General features: G+C 53.1%; 29 protein-coding genes. 1 reads left to right on the top strand and 28 read right to left on the bottom strand.

Annotated elements, in window-relative coordinates:
• Positions 1-227: 227 nt before the first annotated feature.
• From rplQ to rpsJ, 28 genes are all read right to left on the bottom strand, one after another.
• Entirely contained in the window at positions 228-611 is a 384-nt protein-coding gene (rplQ, locus tag ACTG19_RS14175) for a 50S ribosomal protein L17 (RefSeq protein ID WP_005307999.1), read from the bottom strand.
• A 43-nt stretch (positions 612-654) separates the two neighbouring features.
• A complete protein-coding gene (locus ACTG19_RS14170) occupies positions 655-1644 on the bottom strand; it encodes a DNA-directed RNA polymerase subunit alpha (RefSeq protein ID WP_005307997.1) in 990 nt (329 codons plus the stop codon).
• Positions 1645-1669: 25 nt separating this feature from the next.
• The gene (gene rpsD / locus ACTG19_RS14165; RefSeq protein WP_005340600.1) at positions 1670-2290 is read right to left on the bottom strand and encodes a 30S ribosomal protein S4; all 621 of its coding nucleotides are present in this window, start codon (positions 2288-2290) and stop codon (positions 1670-1672) included.
• Positions 2291-2329: 39 nt separating this feature from the next.
• A complete protein-coding gene (rpsK, locus tag ACTG19_RS14160; RefSeq protein ID WP_005307993.1) occupies positions 2330-2719 on the bottom strand; it encodes a 30S ribosomal protein S11 in 390 nt (129 codons plus the stop codon).
• Between the two features lie 14 nt (positions 2720-2733).
• Positions 2734-3090, bottom strand: a complete 357-nt coding sequence (gene rpsM, locus ACTG19_RS14155; RefSeq protein ID WP_005307991.1) for a 30S ribosomal protein S13 — start codon at positions 3088-3090, stop codon at positions 2734-2736.
• 139 nt (positions 3091-3229) lie between these two features.
• Positions 3230-3343: a 50S ribosomal protein L36 gene (gene rpmJ, locus ACTG19_RS14150; protein WP_005319705.1), complete on the bottom strand. Its 114-nt coding sequence runs from the start codon at positions 3341-3343 to the stop codon at positions 3230-3232.
• Between the two features lie 27 nt (positions 3344-3370).
• Positions 3371-4699, bottom strand: a complete 1329-nt coding sequence (secY, locus tag ACTG19_RS14145) for a preprotein translocase subunit SecY (RefSeq protein ID WP_005340602.1) — start codon at positions 4697-4699, stop codon at positions 3371-3373.
• Positions 4700-4707: 8 nt separating this feature from the next.
• Positions 4708-5145, bottom strand: a complete 438-nt coding sequence (rplO, locus tag ACTG19_RS14140; protein ID WP_005340604.1) for a 50S ribosomal protein L15 — start codon at positions 5143-5145, stop codon at positions 4708-4710.
• A gap of 2 nt (positions 5146-5147) precedes the next feature.
• Complete coding sequence (gene rpmD, locus ACTG19_RS14135) at positions 5148-5327, bottom strand: 50S ribosomal protein L30 (protein WP_005307985.1); 180 nt, start codon at positions 5325-5327, stop codon at positions 5148-5150.
• Positions 5328-5333: 6 nt separating this feature from the next.
• Complete coding sequence (gene rpsE, locus ACTG19_RS14130; protein ID WP_005340605.1) at positions 5334-5834, bottom strand: 30S ribosomal protein S5; 501 nt, start codon at positions 5832-5834, stop codon at positions 5334-5336.
• 14 nt (positions 5835-5848) lie between these two features.
• Positions 5849-6202 carry a 50S ribosomal protein L18 gene (gene rplR, locus ACTG19_RS14125; RefSeq protein ID WP_005340606.1) on the bottom strand — a complete coding sequence of 118 codons (354 nt, stop codon included), beginning with the start codon at positions 6200-6202 and terminating at the stop codon, positions 5849-5851.
• 9 nt (positions 6203-6211) lie between these two features.
• Complete coding sequence (gene rplF / locus ACTG19_RS14120; RefSeq protein ID WP_005340607.1) at positions 6212-6745, bottom strand: 50S ribosomal protein L6; 534 nt, start codon at positions 6743-6745, stop codon at positions 6212-6214.
• Between the two features lie 13 nt (positions 6746-6758).
• Positions 6759-7151: a 30S ribosomal protein S8 gene (rpsH, locus tag ACTG19_RS14115; protein WP_005307980.1), complete on the bottom strand. Its 393-nt coding sequence runs from the start codon at positions 7149-7151 to the stop codon at positions 6759-6761.
• A 21-nt stretch (positions 7152-7172) separates the two neighbouring features.
• Positions 7173-7478 carry a 30S ribosomal protein S14 gene (gene rpsN / locus ACTG19_RS14110; RefSeq protein WP_005340609.1) on the bottom strand — a complete coding sequence of 102 codons (306 nt, stop codon included), beginning with the start codon at positions 7476-7478 and terminating at the stop codon, positions 7173-7175.
• 10 nt (positions 7479-7488) lie between these two features.
• Positions 7489-8028 carry a 50S ribosomal protein L5 gene (gene rplE, locus ACTG19_RS14105; RefSeq protein ID WP_005331162.1) on the bottom strand — a complete coding sequence of 180 codons (540 nt, stop codon included), beginning with the start codon at positions 8026-8028 and terminating at the stop codon, positions 7489-7491.
• A gap of 13 nt (positions 8029-8041) precedes the next feature.
• The gene (gene rplX / locus ACTG19_RS14100; RefSeq protein WP_005307977.1) at positions 8042-8359 is read right to left on the bottom strand and encodes a 50S ribosomal protein L24; all 318 of its coding nucleotides are present in this window, start codon (positions 8357-8359) and stop codon (positions 8042-8044) included.
• Positions 8360-8370: 11 nt separating this feature from the next.
• A complete protein-coding gene (gene rplN, locus ACTG19_RS14095) occupies positions 8371-8739 on the bottom strand; it encodes a 50S ribosomal protein L14 (protein ID WP_005307975.1) in 369 nt (122 codons plus the stop codon).
• A gap of 147 nt (positions 8740-8886) precedes the next feature.
• Positions 8887-9135 carry a 30S ribosomal protein S17 gene (gene rpsQ / locus ACTG19_RS14090; RefSeq protein WP_005307966.1) on the bottom strand — a complete coding sequence of 83 codons (249 nt, stop codon included), beginning with the start codon at positions 9133-9135 and terminating at the stop codon, positions 8887-8889.
• Positions 9135-9326 (bottom strand): 50S ribosomal protein L29, encoded by a 192-nt coding sequence (gene rpmC, locus ACTG19_RS14085; protein ID WP_005307965.1) that lies wholly within the window; start codon positions 9324-9326, stop codon positions 9135-9137. The genes rpsQ and rpmC overlap by 1 nt, the downstream gene beginning before the upstream one ends.
• Positions 9326-9739, bottom strand: coding sequence for a 50S ribosomal protein L16 (gene rplP / locus ACTG19_RS14080; protein WP_005340612.1), 414 nt, complete (start codon positions 9737-9739; stop codon positions 9326-9328). Before rplP ends, rpmC begins: the two co-directional genes overlap by 1 nt.
• A gap of 13 nt (positions 9740-9752) precedes the next feature.
• A complete protein-coding gene (gene rpsC / locus ACTG19_RS14075) occupies positions 9753-10466 on the bottom strand; it encodes a 30S ribosomal protein S3 (protein ID WP_005307962.1) in 714 nt (237 codons plus the stop codon).
• 3 nt (positions 10467-10469) lie between these two features.
• A complete protein-coding gene (gene rplV / locus ACTG19_RS14070) occupies positions 10470-10814 on the bottom strand; it encodes a 50S ribosomal protein L22 (RefSeq protein ID WP_005319741.1) in 345 nt (114 codons plus the stop codon).
• Between the two features lie 10 nt (positions 10815-10824).
• On the bottom strand, positions 10825-11103 hold the full coding sequence (rpsS, locus tag ACTG19_RS14065; protein WP_005307960.1) for a 30S ribosomal protein S19: 279 nt from the start codon (positions 11101-11103) through the stop codon (positions 10825-10827).
• 22 nt (positions 11104-11125) lie between these two features.
• The gene (rplB, locus tag ACTG19_RS14060) at positions 11126-11947 is read right to left on the bottom strand and encodes a 50S ribosomal protein L2 (RefSeq protein ID WP_005340614.1); all 822 of its coding nucleotides are present in this window, start codon (positions 11945-11947) and stop codon (positions 11126-11128) included.
• Positions 11948-11962: 15 nt separating this feature from the next.
• Positions 11963-12265, bottom strand: a complete 303-nt coding sequence (rplW, locus tag ACTG19_RS14055) for a 50S ribosomal protein L23 (RefSeq protein WP_005307955.1) — start codon at positions 12263-12265, stop codon at positions 11963-11965.
• Entirely contained in the window at positions 12262-12867 is a 606-nt protein-coding gene (gene rplD / locus ACTG19_RS14050) for a 50S ribosomal protein L4 (RefSeq protein WP_005340616.1), read from the bottom strand. Before rplD ends, rplW begins: the two co-directional genes overlap by 4 nt.
• 17 nt (positions 12868-12884) lie before the next feature.
• Entirely contained in the window at positions 12885-13517 is a 633-nt protein-coding gene (gene rplC, locus ACTG19_RS14045; protein WP_005340620.1) for a 50S ribosomal protein L3, read from the bottom strand.
• Positions 13518-13539: 22 nt separating this feature from the next.
• Positions 13540-13851, bottom strand: coding sequence for a 30S ribosomal protein S10 (rpsJ, locus tag ACTG19_RS14040; RefSeq protein WP_005307944.1), 312 nt, complete (start codon positions 13849-13851; stop codon positions 13540-13542).
• A 355-nt stretch (positions 13852-14206) separates the two neighbouring features.
• Here rpsJ and ACTG19_RS14035 point away from each other — a divergent pair, with 355 nt between their 5' ends.
• On the top strand, positions 14207-15121 hold the full coding sequence (locus tag ACTG19_RS14035; RefSeq protein ID WP_005355344.1) for a DMT family transporter: 915 nt from the start codon (positions 14207-14209) through the stop codon (positions 15119-15121).
• The last annotated feature ends 5 nt before the right edge of the window (positions 15122-15126 follow it).

Here is a 15126-nt window from a genome sequence, read left to right as displayed (position 1 = left end):
GTTCGGATGAAATGAACAGACAATTCACCATTTCGCCAGGTTCAGGAACAACTCTTACTTCCTATATAGAAGAAGTTGAATAATGAGTTGAGGCAGTTGAGGCAGTTGAGGCAGTTGAGGCAGTTGAGGCAGTTGAGGCAGTTGAGGCAGTTGAGGCAGTTGAGGCAGTTGAGGCAATATCAGAATGGATTAAAAGAAAAGCCGGGACAAGCCCGGCTTTTTCTTTATCACTCAGCAGCTGCTTCAGCAGCGGCCGGGCGGTCTACCAGCTCAATATAAGCCATAGGGGCGTTGTCGCCTGCACGGAAACCGCATTTCAGAATGCGAGTATAACCGCCGGCGCGCTCCAGGTAGCGCGGGCCCAGTTCATTGAACAGCTTAGCCACGATCGCGTTATCGCGAGTACGGGCAAATGCCAGGCGACGATTAGCAACGCTATCAGTCTTGGCAAGGGTGATCAGCGGTTCAACTACACGACGCAGCTCTTTTGCCTTAGGCAGAGTCGTCTTGATGATCTCATGACGAACCAGGGAGCTGGCCATGTTGCGGAACATTGCCTGACGATGGCTGCTGTTCCGGTTCAGTTGACGACCACTCAAACGATGGCGCATGACCTTATCCTTCTAACTAAATCTGTGAAACCCGTAATCTGGATTACTCGTCAGCGATGCTGGCGGGCGGCCAGTTCTCAAGGCGCATGCCAAGAGACAGACCACGGGAGGCCAACACGTCCTTGATCTCAGTCAGGGACTTCTTACCGAGGTTAGGAGTCTTAAGCAACTCAACTTCGGTACGCTGTACCAGATCACCAATATAGTGGATAGCTTCTGCCTTCAGACAGTTCGCAGAACGAACTGTCAGCTCCAAATCATCGACAGGACGTAGCAGAATCGGATCAAACTCGGGTTTCTCTTCTTTCTTCTCGGGCACGCTGACATCGCGCAGATCCACGAAGGCTTCCAGTTGCTCGGCCAAGATAGTGGCAGAACGACGGATGGCTTCTTCAGGATCCAGGGTACCATTGGTCTCCATGTCGATGACCAGCTTGTCCAAGTCGGTACGCTGTTCCACACGTGCTGCCTCAACATTGTAGGCAATACGAACGATGGGGCTGAACGCGGAGTCCAGCAGCAGGCGACCAATAGGACGCTCTTCGTCATCGTTGTGAACACGAGCAGAAGCAGGCACATAACCACGACCGCGCTGAACTTTCAGGCGCATGCTGATTTCAGCATTGGCACCAGTCAGATGGCAGATTACGTGCTCCGGGTTTACGATCTCGACTTCATCACCGTGAGTGATATCACCAGCGGTAACGGGGCCTGTTCCAGACTTGGTCAGGGACAGAGTTACCTCGTCCTTGCCTTCCAGCTTCACAGCGATACCTTTCAGGTTGAGCAGGATTTCAAGAATGTCTTCCTGTACACCTTCTTTGCTGCTGTACTCATGCAGTACCCCGTCAATTTCGACTTCAGTAACTGCACAACCGGGCATAGATGACAGCAAAATACGACGCAGGGCATTGCCCAGCGTGTGACCAAAGCCACGCTCGAGTGGCTCAAGAGTCACTTTCGCATGAGTCGGGCTAACTTGCTCGATGTCAACTAGCCGCGGTTTAAGAAAATCTGTTACAGAACCCAGCATTGTGTCCTCTCTTTAGAAGCTAGCTTTACTTGGAGTAAAGCTCGACGATCAGCTGTTCGTTAATGTCGGCAGACAGGTCGGAACGCTCTGGCAGACGCTTGAAAGCACCTTCCATTTTAGCGGCGTCAACCTCTACCCAAGTCGGCTTCTCACGCTGACCAGCAACTTCCAGGGAAGCTTTGATACGCGCTTGCTTCTTAGCCTTCTCACGAACGCAGATCACGTCCTCAGGGGAAACCTGGAAAGAAGGAATGTTCACAACGCGACCGTTTACCATGATGGCCTTGTGGCTCACCAGCTGACGAGATTCAGCACGAGTAGCGCCGAAGCCCATACGGTAAACAACGTTGTCCAAACGACCTTCCAGCAGCTGCAACAGGTTTTCACCGGTGTTACCCTTTTGACGGGCAGCGTCGCGGTAGTAGTTGCGGAACTGTTTTTCCAATACGCCGTAGATACGACGAACTTTTTGTTTCTCGCGCAGCTGAACACCGTAGTCGGACAGACGCGCTTTACGCGCACCGTGCTGACCTGGGGCGGTGTCAATCTTGCACTTAGAATCAATCGCACGAACACCTGACTTCAGGAAGAGGTCGGTGCCCTCACGACGGCTAAGCTTAAGCTTAGGACCGATATATCTTGCCATCTTCTTTCTCCAACAATCCTAGACCAAGTAGCTACAGCGTTATACGCGGCGCTTCTTGGGAGGACGACAACCGTTGTGCGGGATCGGAGTCACATCAGTAATGTTAGTGATGCGGAAACCAGCCGCGTTCAGGGCGCGGATGGAAGACTCACGACCGGGACCCGGACCTTTGACCATGACTTCCAGGTTCTTGACGCCATATTCTTTGGCCATCTCACCAGCGCGCTCGGCAGCTACCTGAGCAGCGAACGGGGTGGACTTACGAGAACCACGGAAACCGGAACCACCAGAAGTAGCCCAAGACAGAGCATTGCCCTGACGGTCAGTAATGGTCACGATTGTGTTGTTGAAAGATGCATGAACGTGCGCAATACCGTCGCTCACTTGCTTTTTAACGCGCTTGCGAGCACGAGTCGGAGTTTTAGCCATTTTCTACCTTCCCGTTACTTCTTGATAGCCTTGCGCGGACCCTTACGGGTACGAGCGTTGGTCTTGGTACGTTGACCACGAACAGGCAGGCTACGACGGTGACGCAAACCACGGTAGCAACCCAGATCCATCAATCGCTTGATGTTCATGGAAATCTGACGACGCAGGTCACCTTCAACGGTGAATTTACCTACTTGTTCACGCAGACTCTCGATCTGAGCTTCGTCCAGGTCTTTAATTTTCACATTCTCAGCGATACCGGCTGCGGCACAGATGGCCTTGGAGCGGGTACGACCGACGCCATAAATCGCAGTCAAAGCGATGACTGCATGCTTATGGTCAGGAATGTTAATGCCAGCGATACGGGCCACTATTCACTCCTACATATAGTAGATTACGACCACCACAAAGCCCGTGAGCGGATACGTGGCGGTCAACCAATACACAACAAAAGTTGGCTGGCTATATTAGCCAGCACAACTATTTGTTGCAAGTACTAACCGTAAAAAATTAGCCTTGGCGCTGTTTATGCTTTGGCTCGCTGCAAATCACACGCACCACACCGTGACGCTTGATGATTTTGCAGTTACGGCAGATTGCCTTAACGGAAGCACGAACTTTCATTGCTTAACTCCGTAACTACGCCGACCTTTAGCGGCCGTAGCCCTTCAGGTTGGCCTTCCTCAGGACGTCGCCATATTGATGAGACATCATATGGGTTTGTACCTGAGCCATGAAGTCCATGATAACTACCACGATAATCAGCAGCGAAGTGCCACCGAAGTAGAACTGTACGTTCCAGGCAGTCATCAAGAACTGGGGTACCAGACAGATAAAGGTTATATAGAGCGCACCTGCCAATGTCAGGCGAGTCATAACCTTATCGATGTAACGTGCTGTCTGCTCGCCCGGGCGAATCCCCGGGATAAAGGCTCCACTCTTCTTCAGATTATCTGCTGTCTCGCGGGGGTTGAACACCAGCGCGGTATAGAAGAAGCAGAAGAAGATAATGGCTGCTGCATACAGCATCTCGTAAAGCGGTTGACCAGGCTGCAAGACCATAGAGACCTGTTGCAGGATATCAGCTACTTTACCCTCACCCTGACCAAACCAGGAGGTAATGGTCCCCGGGAAGAGGATGATACTGGATGCGAAAATCGCAGGAATCACACCAGCCATATTCACTTTCAACGGCAGGTGTGTGCTTTGCGCGGCAAATACCTGGCGGCCTTGTTGACGCTTGGCATAGTTAACGACAATACGACGCTGACCACGCTCCACGAACACCACAAAGTAAGTCACTGCGAAAACAATCAAGCCCAGCAACAACAACAGCAGGATGTGCAATTCCCCTTGACGTGCCTGTTCGGCCGTAGCGCCAATGGCATGCGGCAGACCAGCAACGATACCTGTGAAAATAATCAACGAGATACCATTACCAATCCCACGCTCGGTAATCTGTTCACCCAACCACATCAAAAACATGGTACCGGTGACCAGACTCACAACCGCTGTGAAATAGAAGCCTAGACCCGGATTAGTCACGAGTCCATGCATCATATTCGGCAGACCGGTTGCAATACCAATGGCCTGGAAAGTTCCCAAAACCAGCGTGCCCCAACGGGTATATTGGCTAATCTTGCGACGGCCGGATTCACCTTCTTTCTTGAGTTCAGCAAGAGCGGGGTGAACCACTGTCAGCAGCTGGATAATGATCGACGCCGAAATGTACGGCATGATCCCCAACGCAAGAATAGAAGCACGCGAGAGTGCACCACCACTGAACATGTTGAACATCTCAATGATGGTGCCCTTCTGTTGCTGGAACAACTCGGCCAGTACGGCGGCGTCAATACCAGGAATCGGCACATAAGAGCCTGCACGGAAAACGATAATCGCCCCGAGAACGAAGAGCAGACGGCTCTTCAGTTCACTCAGACCACCCTGTGCTTTAACATCCAATCCTGGTTTCTTAGCCATTGTACTGATTATTCCTCGATTTTACCGCCAGCGGCCTCGATGGCTGCACGTGCACCTTTGGTGACGGACAGACCACGAACGGTCACAGCACGGTCAATGTTGCCTGACAGAACAACTTTAGCGAACACGATGTTCTTAGTAACAACACCGGCTTGCTTCAGAGTGCTCAGGTCGACCACATCACCTTCTACCAGGGCGATTTCGTTCAGACGCACTTCGGCAGAAACCAAAGATTTGCGAGAGAAGAAACCGAACTTCGGCAGACGGATTTTCAAAGGCATCTGGCCGCCTTCGAAACCGTTGCGAACTTTGCCGCCACCGGAACGAGAGGTTTGGCCTTTAACACCACGACCACCAGTCTTGCCTAAGCCGGAGCCGATACCACGACCACGACGTTGTTTTTCAGGCTTGGAACCAGCGGCCGGAGACAGAGTGTTCAGACGCATGCTTAGCCCTCCACCTTAACCATGTAATAAACCTGGTTGATCATGCCGCGTACGCAAGGAGTATCTTCCAGCTCAACGGTGTGACCAATGCGACGCAGACCCAGACCACGCAGAGTCGCCTTGTGCTTTGGCAGACGGCCGATAGAGCTGCGAGTTTGAGTTACTTTTACAGTGTTAGCCATGTCGCATTACCCCAGAATTTCTTCAACGCGCAGACCACGCTTGGCAGCGATCTGTTCCGGTGATTGACCGTGAACCAGAGCGTCTACAGTAGCGCGAACAACGTTGATTGGGTTGGTGGAACCGTAGGTCTTGGCCAGCACGTTGTGGATACCGGCAACTTCCAGAACAGCACGCATAGCGCCGCCTGCAATGATACCAGTACCTTGGGAGGCCGGCTTCATGAACACGGTGGAGCCAGAGTGAACACCACGCACCGGGTGGTGCAGAGTGCCGTTGTTCAGCTCAACCTTGTTCAGGTTACGCTTAGCCTGTTCCATTGCTTTTTGAATAGCAGCCGGAACTTCACGGGCTTTACCGTAACCGTAACCTACACGGCCGTTACCATCACCCACCACGGTCAACGCGGTGAAGGACATGATACGACCACCTTTAACAGTTTTCGAAACACGGTTTACTGCAATGAGCTTTTCTTGCAGTTCGCCGGCTTGAGATTCGACTTTAGCCATCTTCGACTCCTAGCTTAGAACTGAAGACCAGCGTCACGTGCGGCAGCTGCCAGGGCAGCGATGCGACCGTGATACTTGAAACCGGAACGATCGAAAGATACGTTCTGAACGCCTTTGGCAATAGCACGCTCAGCGATAGCTTTACCTACAGCGGTAGCAGCATCTGCGTTACCGGTGTATTTCAGAGCTTCACTGATGGCTTTCTCTACTGTGGAAGCAGAGGCCAGAACTTCGGAACCGTTGGCTGCAATAACCTGCGCATAGATATGACGCGGGGTACGGTGAACAACCAGACGGGTAGCTCCCAGTTCCTGCATCTTTTTCCGAGCACGAGTAGCACGACGGAGACGAGCTGCTTTCTTGTCCATAGTGTTACCTTACTTCTTCTTAGCTTCTTTAGTACGCACTTGCTCGTTGGCATAGCGTACACCCTTGCCCTTGTAGGGCTCCGGAGCGCGGTAAGCACGGATATCGGCGGCGACTTGGCCAACCAGCTGCTTGTCGACGCCACGCAGAACGATTTCTGTAGCAGTCGGGCACTCAGCGGTCACACCAGCCGGCAGCGCATGCTCTACCGGGTGAGAGAAGCCCAGAGCCAGCGCAACAGCATTGCCCTTGATGGAGGCTTTATAACCTACACCAACCAGCTGCAGCTTGCGCTCGAAGCCTTGGGTAACACCGATTACCATGTTGTTGACCAATGCACGGGCAGTACCGGCCTGAGCGTCAGCACCAGCGATGCTGCCGCGCGGGGCGAACTTCAGTACATTGTCTTCTTTGGTCACTTCTACACCGGCGTGAATAGAGCGAACCAGAGAACCTTTACCACCTTTGATGGTCAGTTCCTGGCCGTTCAGAGTCACCTCTACGCCAGCAGGAATAGTGACGGGTGCCTTAGCAACACGAGACATTTCCTACCTCCTATTAAGCGACGTAGCAGATGATCTCACCGCCCATGCTTGCTTTGCGAGCAGCACGGTCAGTCATCACACCTTTAGACGTGGACACGATAGCAACACCGAGACCGCCCATAACTTTCGGCAGATCAGTAGTGCGCTTGTAAATACGCAGGCCTGGACGGCTTACGCGTTGGATCAGTTCTACAACTGGCTTGCCCTGGAAATATTTCAGTTCAATTTCCAGTTCCGGCTTCACGTCACCAGCTACGGAGTAGCCAGCGATGTAACCTTCTTCTTTCAGCACTTTGGCGATAGCCACTTTCAGCTTGGAAGAAGGCATGGAAACCGCAACTTTGCTCGCCGCCTGACCGTTACGGATGCGGGTCAGCATATCCGCGATCGGATCTTGCATGCTCATAAGTCTAACTCCCGAGATTCGTTACCAAGAAGCCTTCTTCAGGCCCGGAATTTCGCCCTTCATGGCATGCTCACGCACCTTGATGCGAGACAGGCCAAACTTGCGCAGGAAACCGTGCGGACGACCAGTAATATTGCAACGGTTACGCTGGCGGGACGGACTGGAATCACGGGGCAGCTGTTGCAGTTGCAGTACAGCATCCCAACGCGCTTCTTCAGAAGCGTTCATGTCAACGATGATAGCTTTCAGCTCGGCACGCTTGGTCGCGTACTTGGCTACCAGCTTGGCACGCTTTGCTTCGCGCGCTTTCATGGATGTTTTAGCCATAACCCTAACCTTACTTGCGGAATGGGAAGTTAAAGGCAGCCAGCAGAGCACGGCCTTCTTCATCGGTATTCGCGGAAGTGGTGATGGTGATATCCAGACCACGGACGCGATCGACTTTGTCATAGTCGATTTCCGGGAAGATGATCTGCTCACGCACGCCCATGGAGTAGTTACCACGACCGTCGAACGCTTTAGCGTTCAGGCCACGGAAGTCACGGATACGCGGTACGGAGATACAGATCAGCCGTTCCAGGAACTCCCACATACGCTCGCCACGCAGGGTTACTTTACAACCTATCGGGTAGCCTTCACGAATCTTGAAGCCCGCAACAGATTTGCGAGCTTTGGTGATCAGCGGCTTCTGACCGGAAATGGCAGCCATATCGGCAGCAGCATTTTCCAGCAACTTCTTGTCAGAGATCGCTTCACCAACACCCATGTTCAGGGTGATTTTCTCGATCCGAGGGACTTGCATGATAGTCTTGTAACCGAACTGCTTGGACAGTTCATTTACTACATCGGATTTGTAGTAATCATGCAGTTTCGCCATCGTTAAACTCCAATTACTTCACAAGTTCGCCGGTGGATTTGAAGAAACGGACTTTTTTGCCGTCTTCAATCCGGAAACCAACGCGGTCAGCTTTGCCAGTGGCAGAGTTGAACAGCGCTACGTTTGATACATCGATGGGGGCTTCTTTGGTGACGATACCGCCAGCCTGACCCAGTGCGGGTACCGGCTTCTGGTGTTTCTTCACCTGGTTGATGCCTTCCACGATTACCTTACCTTTTGCAATCAGGACTTGAGTGACTTTGCCACGCTTGCCCTTGTCTTTGCCGGTAAGAACAATCACTTCGTCTTCGCGACGGATTTTAGCTGCCATCGTTCGACTCCTTACAGTACTTCGGGTGCCAGGGACACAATCTTCATGAACTTCTCATTACGCAGTTCACGGGTCACCGGGCCAAAAATACGAGTACCGATTGGCTGTTGGTTGTTGTTAAGCAACACAGCCGCATTGTTGTCGAAACGGATGACAGAGCCGTCCGGACGACGAACGCCTTTACGGGTGCGTACGACCACCGCGTTATACACATCACCTTTCTTCACTTTACCGCGAGGAATGGCTTCCTTGATGGAAACCTTGATGATGTCGCCGATGCCGGCGTAACGGCGGTGCGAGCCACCCAGAACCTTAATACACATTACACTGCGAGCGCCGGAGTTGTCGGCAACACCCAGCATACTTTGCATCTGGATCATCTTAGTGCTCCGCTTTGTTTACTTCTTATCCCTAATGGGATCTGGCTGCCTTCAAAAGGCGCGAAACTATAACACAGGATTTTCAGAAAAGGTAGCCTAAAAAACAAACGGCCCCTGAAAGGGGCCGCTTGGACTACAAAGTACCGATTAGGCCTTTTCTACAACGGCAACCAGGGTCCAGGACTTGGTCTTGGACAGCGGGCGGCATTCGCGGATTTCCACGAGGTCACCAGCTTTGCACTCGTTGTTTTCGTCATGCACGTGCAGCTTGGTAGTGCGCTTGATGATCTTACCGTAGATCGGGTGCTTTACCTTGCGCTCGATAGCAACAGTGATGGACTTGTCCATCTTGTCGCTGATTACACGACCTTGCAGAGTACGGATCTTGTCAGTCATTACGCACCTGCCTTCTCAGTCAGTACAGTCTTGATACGTGCGACGTCACGACGCACTTGTTTCAGAGTGTGAGTCTGAGCCAGCTGGCCGGTGGACGCTTGCATGCGCATGTTGAATTGCTCACGCAGCAGGCCCAGCAGCTCCTGGTTCAGTTCTTCGACGCTCTTTTGACGCAGATCTTGGGCTTTCATCACATCACCGTCTTAATTACGAAAGTGGTCTGAACAGACAGCTTAGCTGCGGCCAGGGCAAACGCTTCACGCGCCAGAGCCTCAGGTACACCGTCCATCTCGTACAGAACCTTGCCAGGCTGGATCGGGCAAACCCAGTATTCCACGTTACCCTTACCTTTACCCATACGAACTTCGAGGGGCTTTTCGGTGATAGGCTTGTCCGGGAACACACGGATCCAGATCTTACCTTGACGCTTAACGTGACGGGTCATGGCACGACGGGCTGCTTCGATTTGACGAGCAGTCAGTTGACCACGGGATGTCGCCTTCAGGCCAAAGGTACCGAAGGATACTTCGTTACCAGAGGTGGCCAGACCGCGGTTACGACCCTTGTGGGTCTTGCGGAATTTAGTACGCTTAGGTTGCAACATTTACCGAATCTCCTTACTTAGCAGCGCGGCGCTTGTTGTCACGCTTGGGCTTTGCAGGAGCTTGCTCTTGAGCAGCGGCAGCGTTAACAGCAGCCAGACCGCCCAGAACTTCGCCCTTGAAGATCCAAACTTTAACGCCGATCACACCGTAAGTGGTGTGGGCTTCAGAAGTTGCGTAGTCGATGTCGGCACGCAGGGTGTGCAACGGCACACGACCTTCACGGTACCATTCGGTACGCGCGATTTCAGCGCCGCCCAGACGACCGGAAACTTCCACTTTGATGCCCTTGGCACCCAGGCGCATTGCGTTCTGTACGGCGCGCTTCATAGCACGACGGAACATTACACGACGCTCCAGCTGGGAAGTGATGCTGTCGGCAACGAGTTTGCCATCCAGCTCCGGCTTGCGGACTTCGGAAATGTTGATCTGAGCAGGCACGCCAGCAATAGTGGCTACAGCTTTGCGCAGCTTCTCAACGTCTTCGCCTTTCTTACCGATTACAACACCCGGACGAGCGGTGTGAATGGTCACACGGATGCTCTTGGCCGGACGCTCAATGGTGATCTTGGACAAGGACGCGTTTTTCAGTTCCTTGGTCAGGAACTGGCGTACTTGAAAATCGCTGTACAGGTTGTCAGCGAAGTCTTTGGTGTTCGCGAACCAGGTAGAATTCCAAGGCTTGGTAATACCCAGGCGAATGCCATTAGGATGTACTTTCTGACCCATTGCTTATCTCCCAGCCTTAGCGTCGGATACCACTACAGTGATGTGAGCGGTACGCTTGAGGATACGATCCGCACGACCTTTGGCACGCGGACGGATGCGCTTCATGGAGGGACCTTCGTCGACCATGATAGTAGCAACACGCAGCGCGTCGATATCGGCGCCTTCGTTGTGCTCAGCGTTTGCAATGGCAGATTCCAGCACTTTCTTAACCAGCACAGCAGCCTTTTTCGGGCTGAAGGTCAGGATATTCAGAGCCTTGTCTACGGACAGACCACGTACTTGATCGGCTACCAGACGAGCTTTCTGGGCAGAAGTACGGGCATAACGGTGTTTAGCGATAGCTTCCATCATTTATCCCTTAGCGCTTCTTAGCCTTCTTATCAGCAGCATGGCCGCGATAAGTACGAGTCGGTGCGAATTCACCCAGTTTGTGACCGATCATTTCTTCGGTAACGAAAACCGGAACGTGCTGACGACCATTATGGACAGCGATGGTCAAACCGATCATGTTCGGGATGATCATTGAACGACGGGACCAGGTTTTAACCGGCTTTTTATCCCCGCTTTCCACCGCTTTCTCTACCTTCTTCAGCAAGTGCAGGTCAATAAATGGACCCTTCTTGAGAGAACGTGGCATGGTGATTCCTCTATGTTAACAATTACTTGTTACGACGACGTACGATGTACTTGTCGGTACGCTTGTTCTTACGGGTCTTGAAGCCTTTAGCCTTCTGGCCCCATGGGGACACAGGCTGCATGCCCTTGTTACGACCCTCACCACCACCGTGCGGGTGGTCAACCGGGTTCATCGCCATACCGCGAACGGTCGGACGAATACCACGCCAGCGGTTTGCACCGGCTTTACCCAGTTGACGCAACATGTGCTCGGAGTTACCGACTTCACCGATGGTAGCGCGGCACTCGGCCAGAACTTTACGTACTTCGCCGGAACGCAGACGCAGAGTTACATAGTTACCTTCACGAGCCAGAATCTGGATGAAAGTACCAGCGGAACGAGCCAGCTGTGCACCTTTACCAGGCTTCATCTCTACAGCGTGAACGGTAGAACCAACCGGGATGTTGCGCATCGGCAGGGCGTTACCTACCTTGATGGCTGCATCAGCACCAGAAGCGATCGCGTCACCAGCTTTCAGGCCTTTCGGAGCCAGGATGTAACGACGCTCACCGTCTGCATACAACACCAGAGCGATGTTAGCGGTACGGTTCGGATCGTATTCCAGGCGCTCTACTTTAGCCGGGATACCGTCTTTGTCGCGCTTGAAGTCGACGATACGGTAGTGCTGCTTGTGACCACCACCGATATGACGGGTAGTGATACGGCCGTTGTTGTTACGACCACCGGACTTGCTTTTGCTGTCCAGCAGAGCGGCGAAGGGCTTGCCCTTGTACAGCTCTTGATTGACGATCTTGACGACGTGGCGGCGGCCCGGAGAAGTAGGCTTGCACTTAACGATTGCCATTTTTGAGAACTCCTCTTACTCGGCTGCGCCCATGAAGTCGATGTCCTGACCAGCTTTCAGGGTCACATAAGCCTTTTTCCAATCGGAACGACGGCCTACGCGTGCACCTGCGCGCTTGGTCTTACCCTTCATGTTCAGGGTACGGACGGTCTCAACTTCGACCTCGAACAGTTTCGCAACTGCAGCTTTGACTTCCGCCTTGGTAGCATCAACAGCAACTTTGAACACGATAGTGTTCTGCTTTTCTGCAACCATGGTGCTCTTTTCAGAGATGTGCGGAGCCTTCAGAACTTTCAGCAGACGCTCTTCACGGATCATGCCAGCATCTCCTCGATTTGCTTAACTGCGTCAGCAGTCATCAGAACCTTGTCGAAAGCGATCAGGCTGACCGGGTCGATACCGGCAACGTCACGCACGTCAACTTTGTACAGGTTGCGAGCAGCCAGGAACAGGTTCTCATCGACTTCAGCAGTCACGATCAGAACGTCAGTCAGTTCCATTTCTTTCAGCTTGGCGATCAGTTCTTTGGTCTTCGGAGCTTCGATGCCGAACTTCTCAACAACGATCAGGCGCTCTTGACGTACCAGCTCGGACAGAATGCTACGGATAGCGCCGCGGTACATCTTCTTGTTTACTTTCTGGCTGTGATCTTGCGGCTTAGCAGCAAAAGTCACACCACCGGAACGCCAGATGGGCGAACGGATGGAGCCAGCACGGGCACGACCAGTACCCTTCTGACGCCACGGCTTTTTGCCGCCACCAGACACTTCAGAGCGAGTCAGCTGCGCACGAGTACCCTGACGGGCACCAGCGGCATATGCAACGACGACCTGGTGAACCAGAGCTTCGTTGAATTCGCGCCCGAAGGTAGTCTCGGAAACTTCAAGAGCGCTCTTGGCGTCTTTCATTACCAATTCCATTACTATCTCCTCAGACGTTACGCTTTGACGGCAGGTTTGACGATCACGTTGCCGTTGGTTGCACCCGGTACTGCACCTTTGATGAGCAGCAGGTTGCGTTCAGCGTCAACACGAACCAGTTCCAGGTTCTGAGTCGTTACACGCTCAGCACCCATGTGACCAGCCATCTTTTTGCCCTTGAATACACGACCCGGAGTCTGGTTCTGACCGATAGAACCCGGAACGCGGTGAGACAAGGAGTTACCGTGGGTCATATCCTGGGTGCGGAAGTTGTGGCGCTTAACAGTACCAGCAAAGCCCTTACCTTTGGATGTGCCGGTAACGTCTACCAGCTTAACGTCAGCGAGAAGATCTACTTTCAGCTCGCTACCAACAGTGAAAGTTTCACCGTTGTTCAGGCGGAATTCCCACAGACCGCGACCGGCTTCTACACCAGCTTTGGCGAAGTGGCCAGCTTCCGGCTTGGTCACACGGCTGGCTTTCTTGGCGCCAGTGGTAACCTGAATAGCGTTGTAGCCGTCGGTTTCTACAGATTTGACCTGAGTTACACGGTTAGCTTCAACTTCGATAACAGTCACCGGGATAGAAACGCCATCTTCAGTGAAGATGCGAGTCATACCCACTTTGCGACCTACAAGACCGATTGTCATTGTTATCAACCTCTTTCCGTAATTAACCCAGGCTGATCTGGACGTCTACACCAGCTGCCAGATCCAGACGCATCAGGGCGTCTACGGTCTTGTCAGTCGGCTCAACGATGTCTACCAGACGCTTGTGAGTGCGGATCTCGTACTGATCACGCGCATCTTTGTTGACGTGCGGGGAGATCAGGACGGTGAAGCGCTCTTTGCGAGTCGGCAGCGGAATAGGACCGCGAACCTGCGCGCCAGTGCGCTTAGCAGTTTCAACGATTTCCGCAGTGGATTGATCAATCAGGCGATGATCAAAAGCCTTCAGGCGGATACGGATTCTTTGGTTCTGCATTGACAGAGCTCCAATAGATAAAAGAACATAAATCAACACCGCCCGACCGAGATTTCTCCCGCCAGAGGTGTGATTTTTCACGTTTCCCCCCATATCGGGAGGACTGTATGGCTGGCTCCTGTAAACAGGAAACTCAGCAGCAGACATATCGTCTGGCTTACCTCATGGGTAAGCGGAGGGGATTATACGGATTTTTCAAATTTGCGCAAGGGAGAGCGAACAGATTATGCGCAGTTTTATGTGACAGATGGATCTCGCTTGCGGCAACGCACTCTGTGCCAACACCCAGGTAACGACAATGTTACAAGCAGACTGGTAGACTGTGCGCTTACCTCTGTCAGTGGAACGACATCCCATGCTCAAAGATCAAAAGAAAGCCTATCAGTATGGCCTTTGCGCCGTTGCCCTCTGGTCGACGGTCGCCACAGCCTTCAAGATCTCCCTCGCCTATTTCGAACCTGTGCAACTGTTGCTTGTGGCCGCCTTCACCTCGACTCTCACGCTGACAGCCGTCGTCGCCAAACAGGGCAAACTGCCGCTGCTGGGGAGCTACATCAAGGCCCGCCCTTTCTACTATCTGACTCTGGGCGTGCTGAATCCCTTTCTCTATTACCTGTTGCTGTTCAAAGCCTATGATCTGCTGCCTGCCCAGCAGGCACAGACCCTCAACTACACCTGGGCCATTACCCTCAGTCTGCTGGCCGTCCCCTTCCTCGGCCAGAAGCTGCGTCGGCGTGATGGCGTCGCCATCGTGCTGGGGTATTTTGGCGCACTGGTGATCGCCACCAGAGGCGATGTATTCGGCCTGCAGTTCGACAGCCCCCTCGGCGTGACGCTGGCGCTGGTCTCGACCCTCATCTGGGCCAGCTACTGGATCCTCAACACCCGCAATCAGGGGGATCCCATTGTCAGCCTGTTGCTCGGCTTTATGATCAGCCTGCCTTTTATCGTCGTTGCAACCTGGTTGCTCTCCGATTTTGCCATGACCGCCTGGCAGGGATGGGCTGGTGCCATCTATGTGGGACTGTTCGAAATGGGCTTCGGTTTCGTGCTCTGGCTGATGGCGCTGCGCCATGCCACCAACACGGCCCCCATCAGCAACCTCATCTTTATCTCGCCGTTTGCCTCACTGGTGCTGCTCAACCTGTTGATCGGCGAAGCCATCCATCCAGCCACCCCAATCGGGTTGGCGCTCATCGTTGCCGCCCTGTTGATCCAGCAGCTCAAGTACGGCAAACGCTATCGAGCATCAGTCGAAACCAAGAGCTGACCATG

It is taken from the genome of Aeromonas sp. 3P, assembly GCF_051919745.1.
In the GTDB taxonomy this organism is placed as follows: Bacteria; Pseudomonadota; Gammaproteobacteria; order Enterobacterales; family Aeromonadaceae; genus Aeromonas; species Aeromonas veronii.
This window is presented reverse-complemented; position numbering and strand designations above follow the sequence as displayed.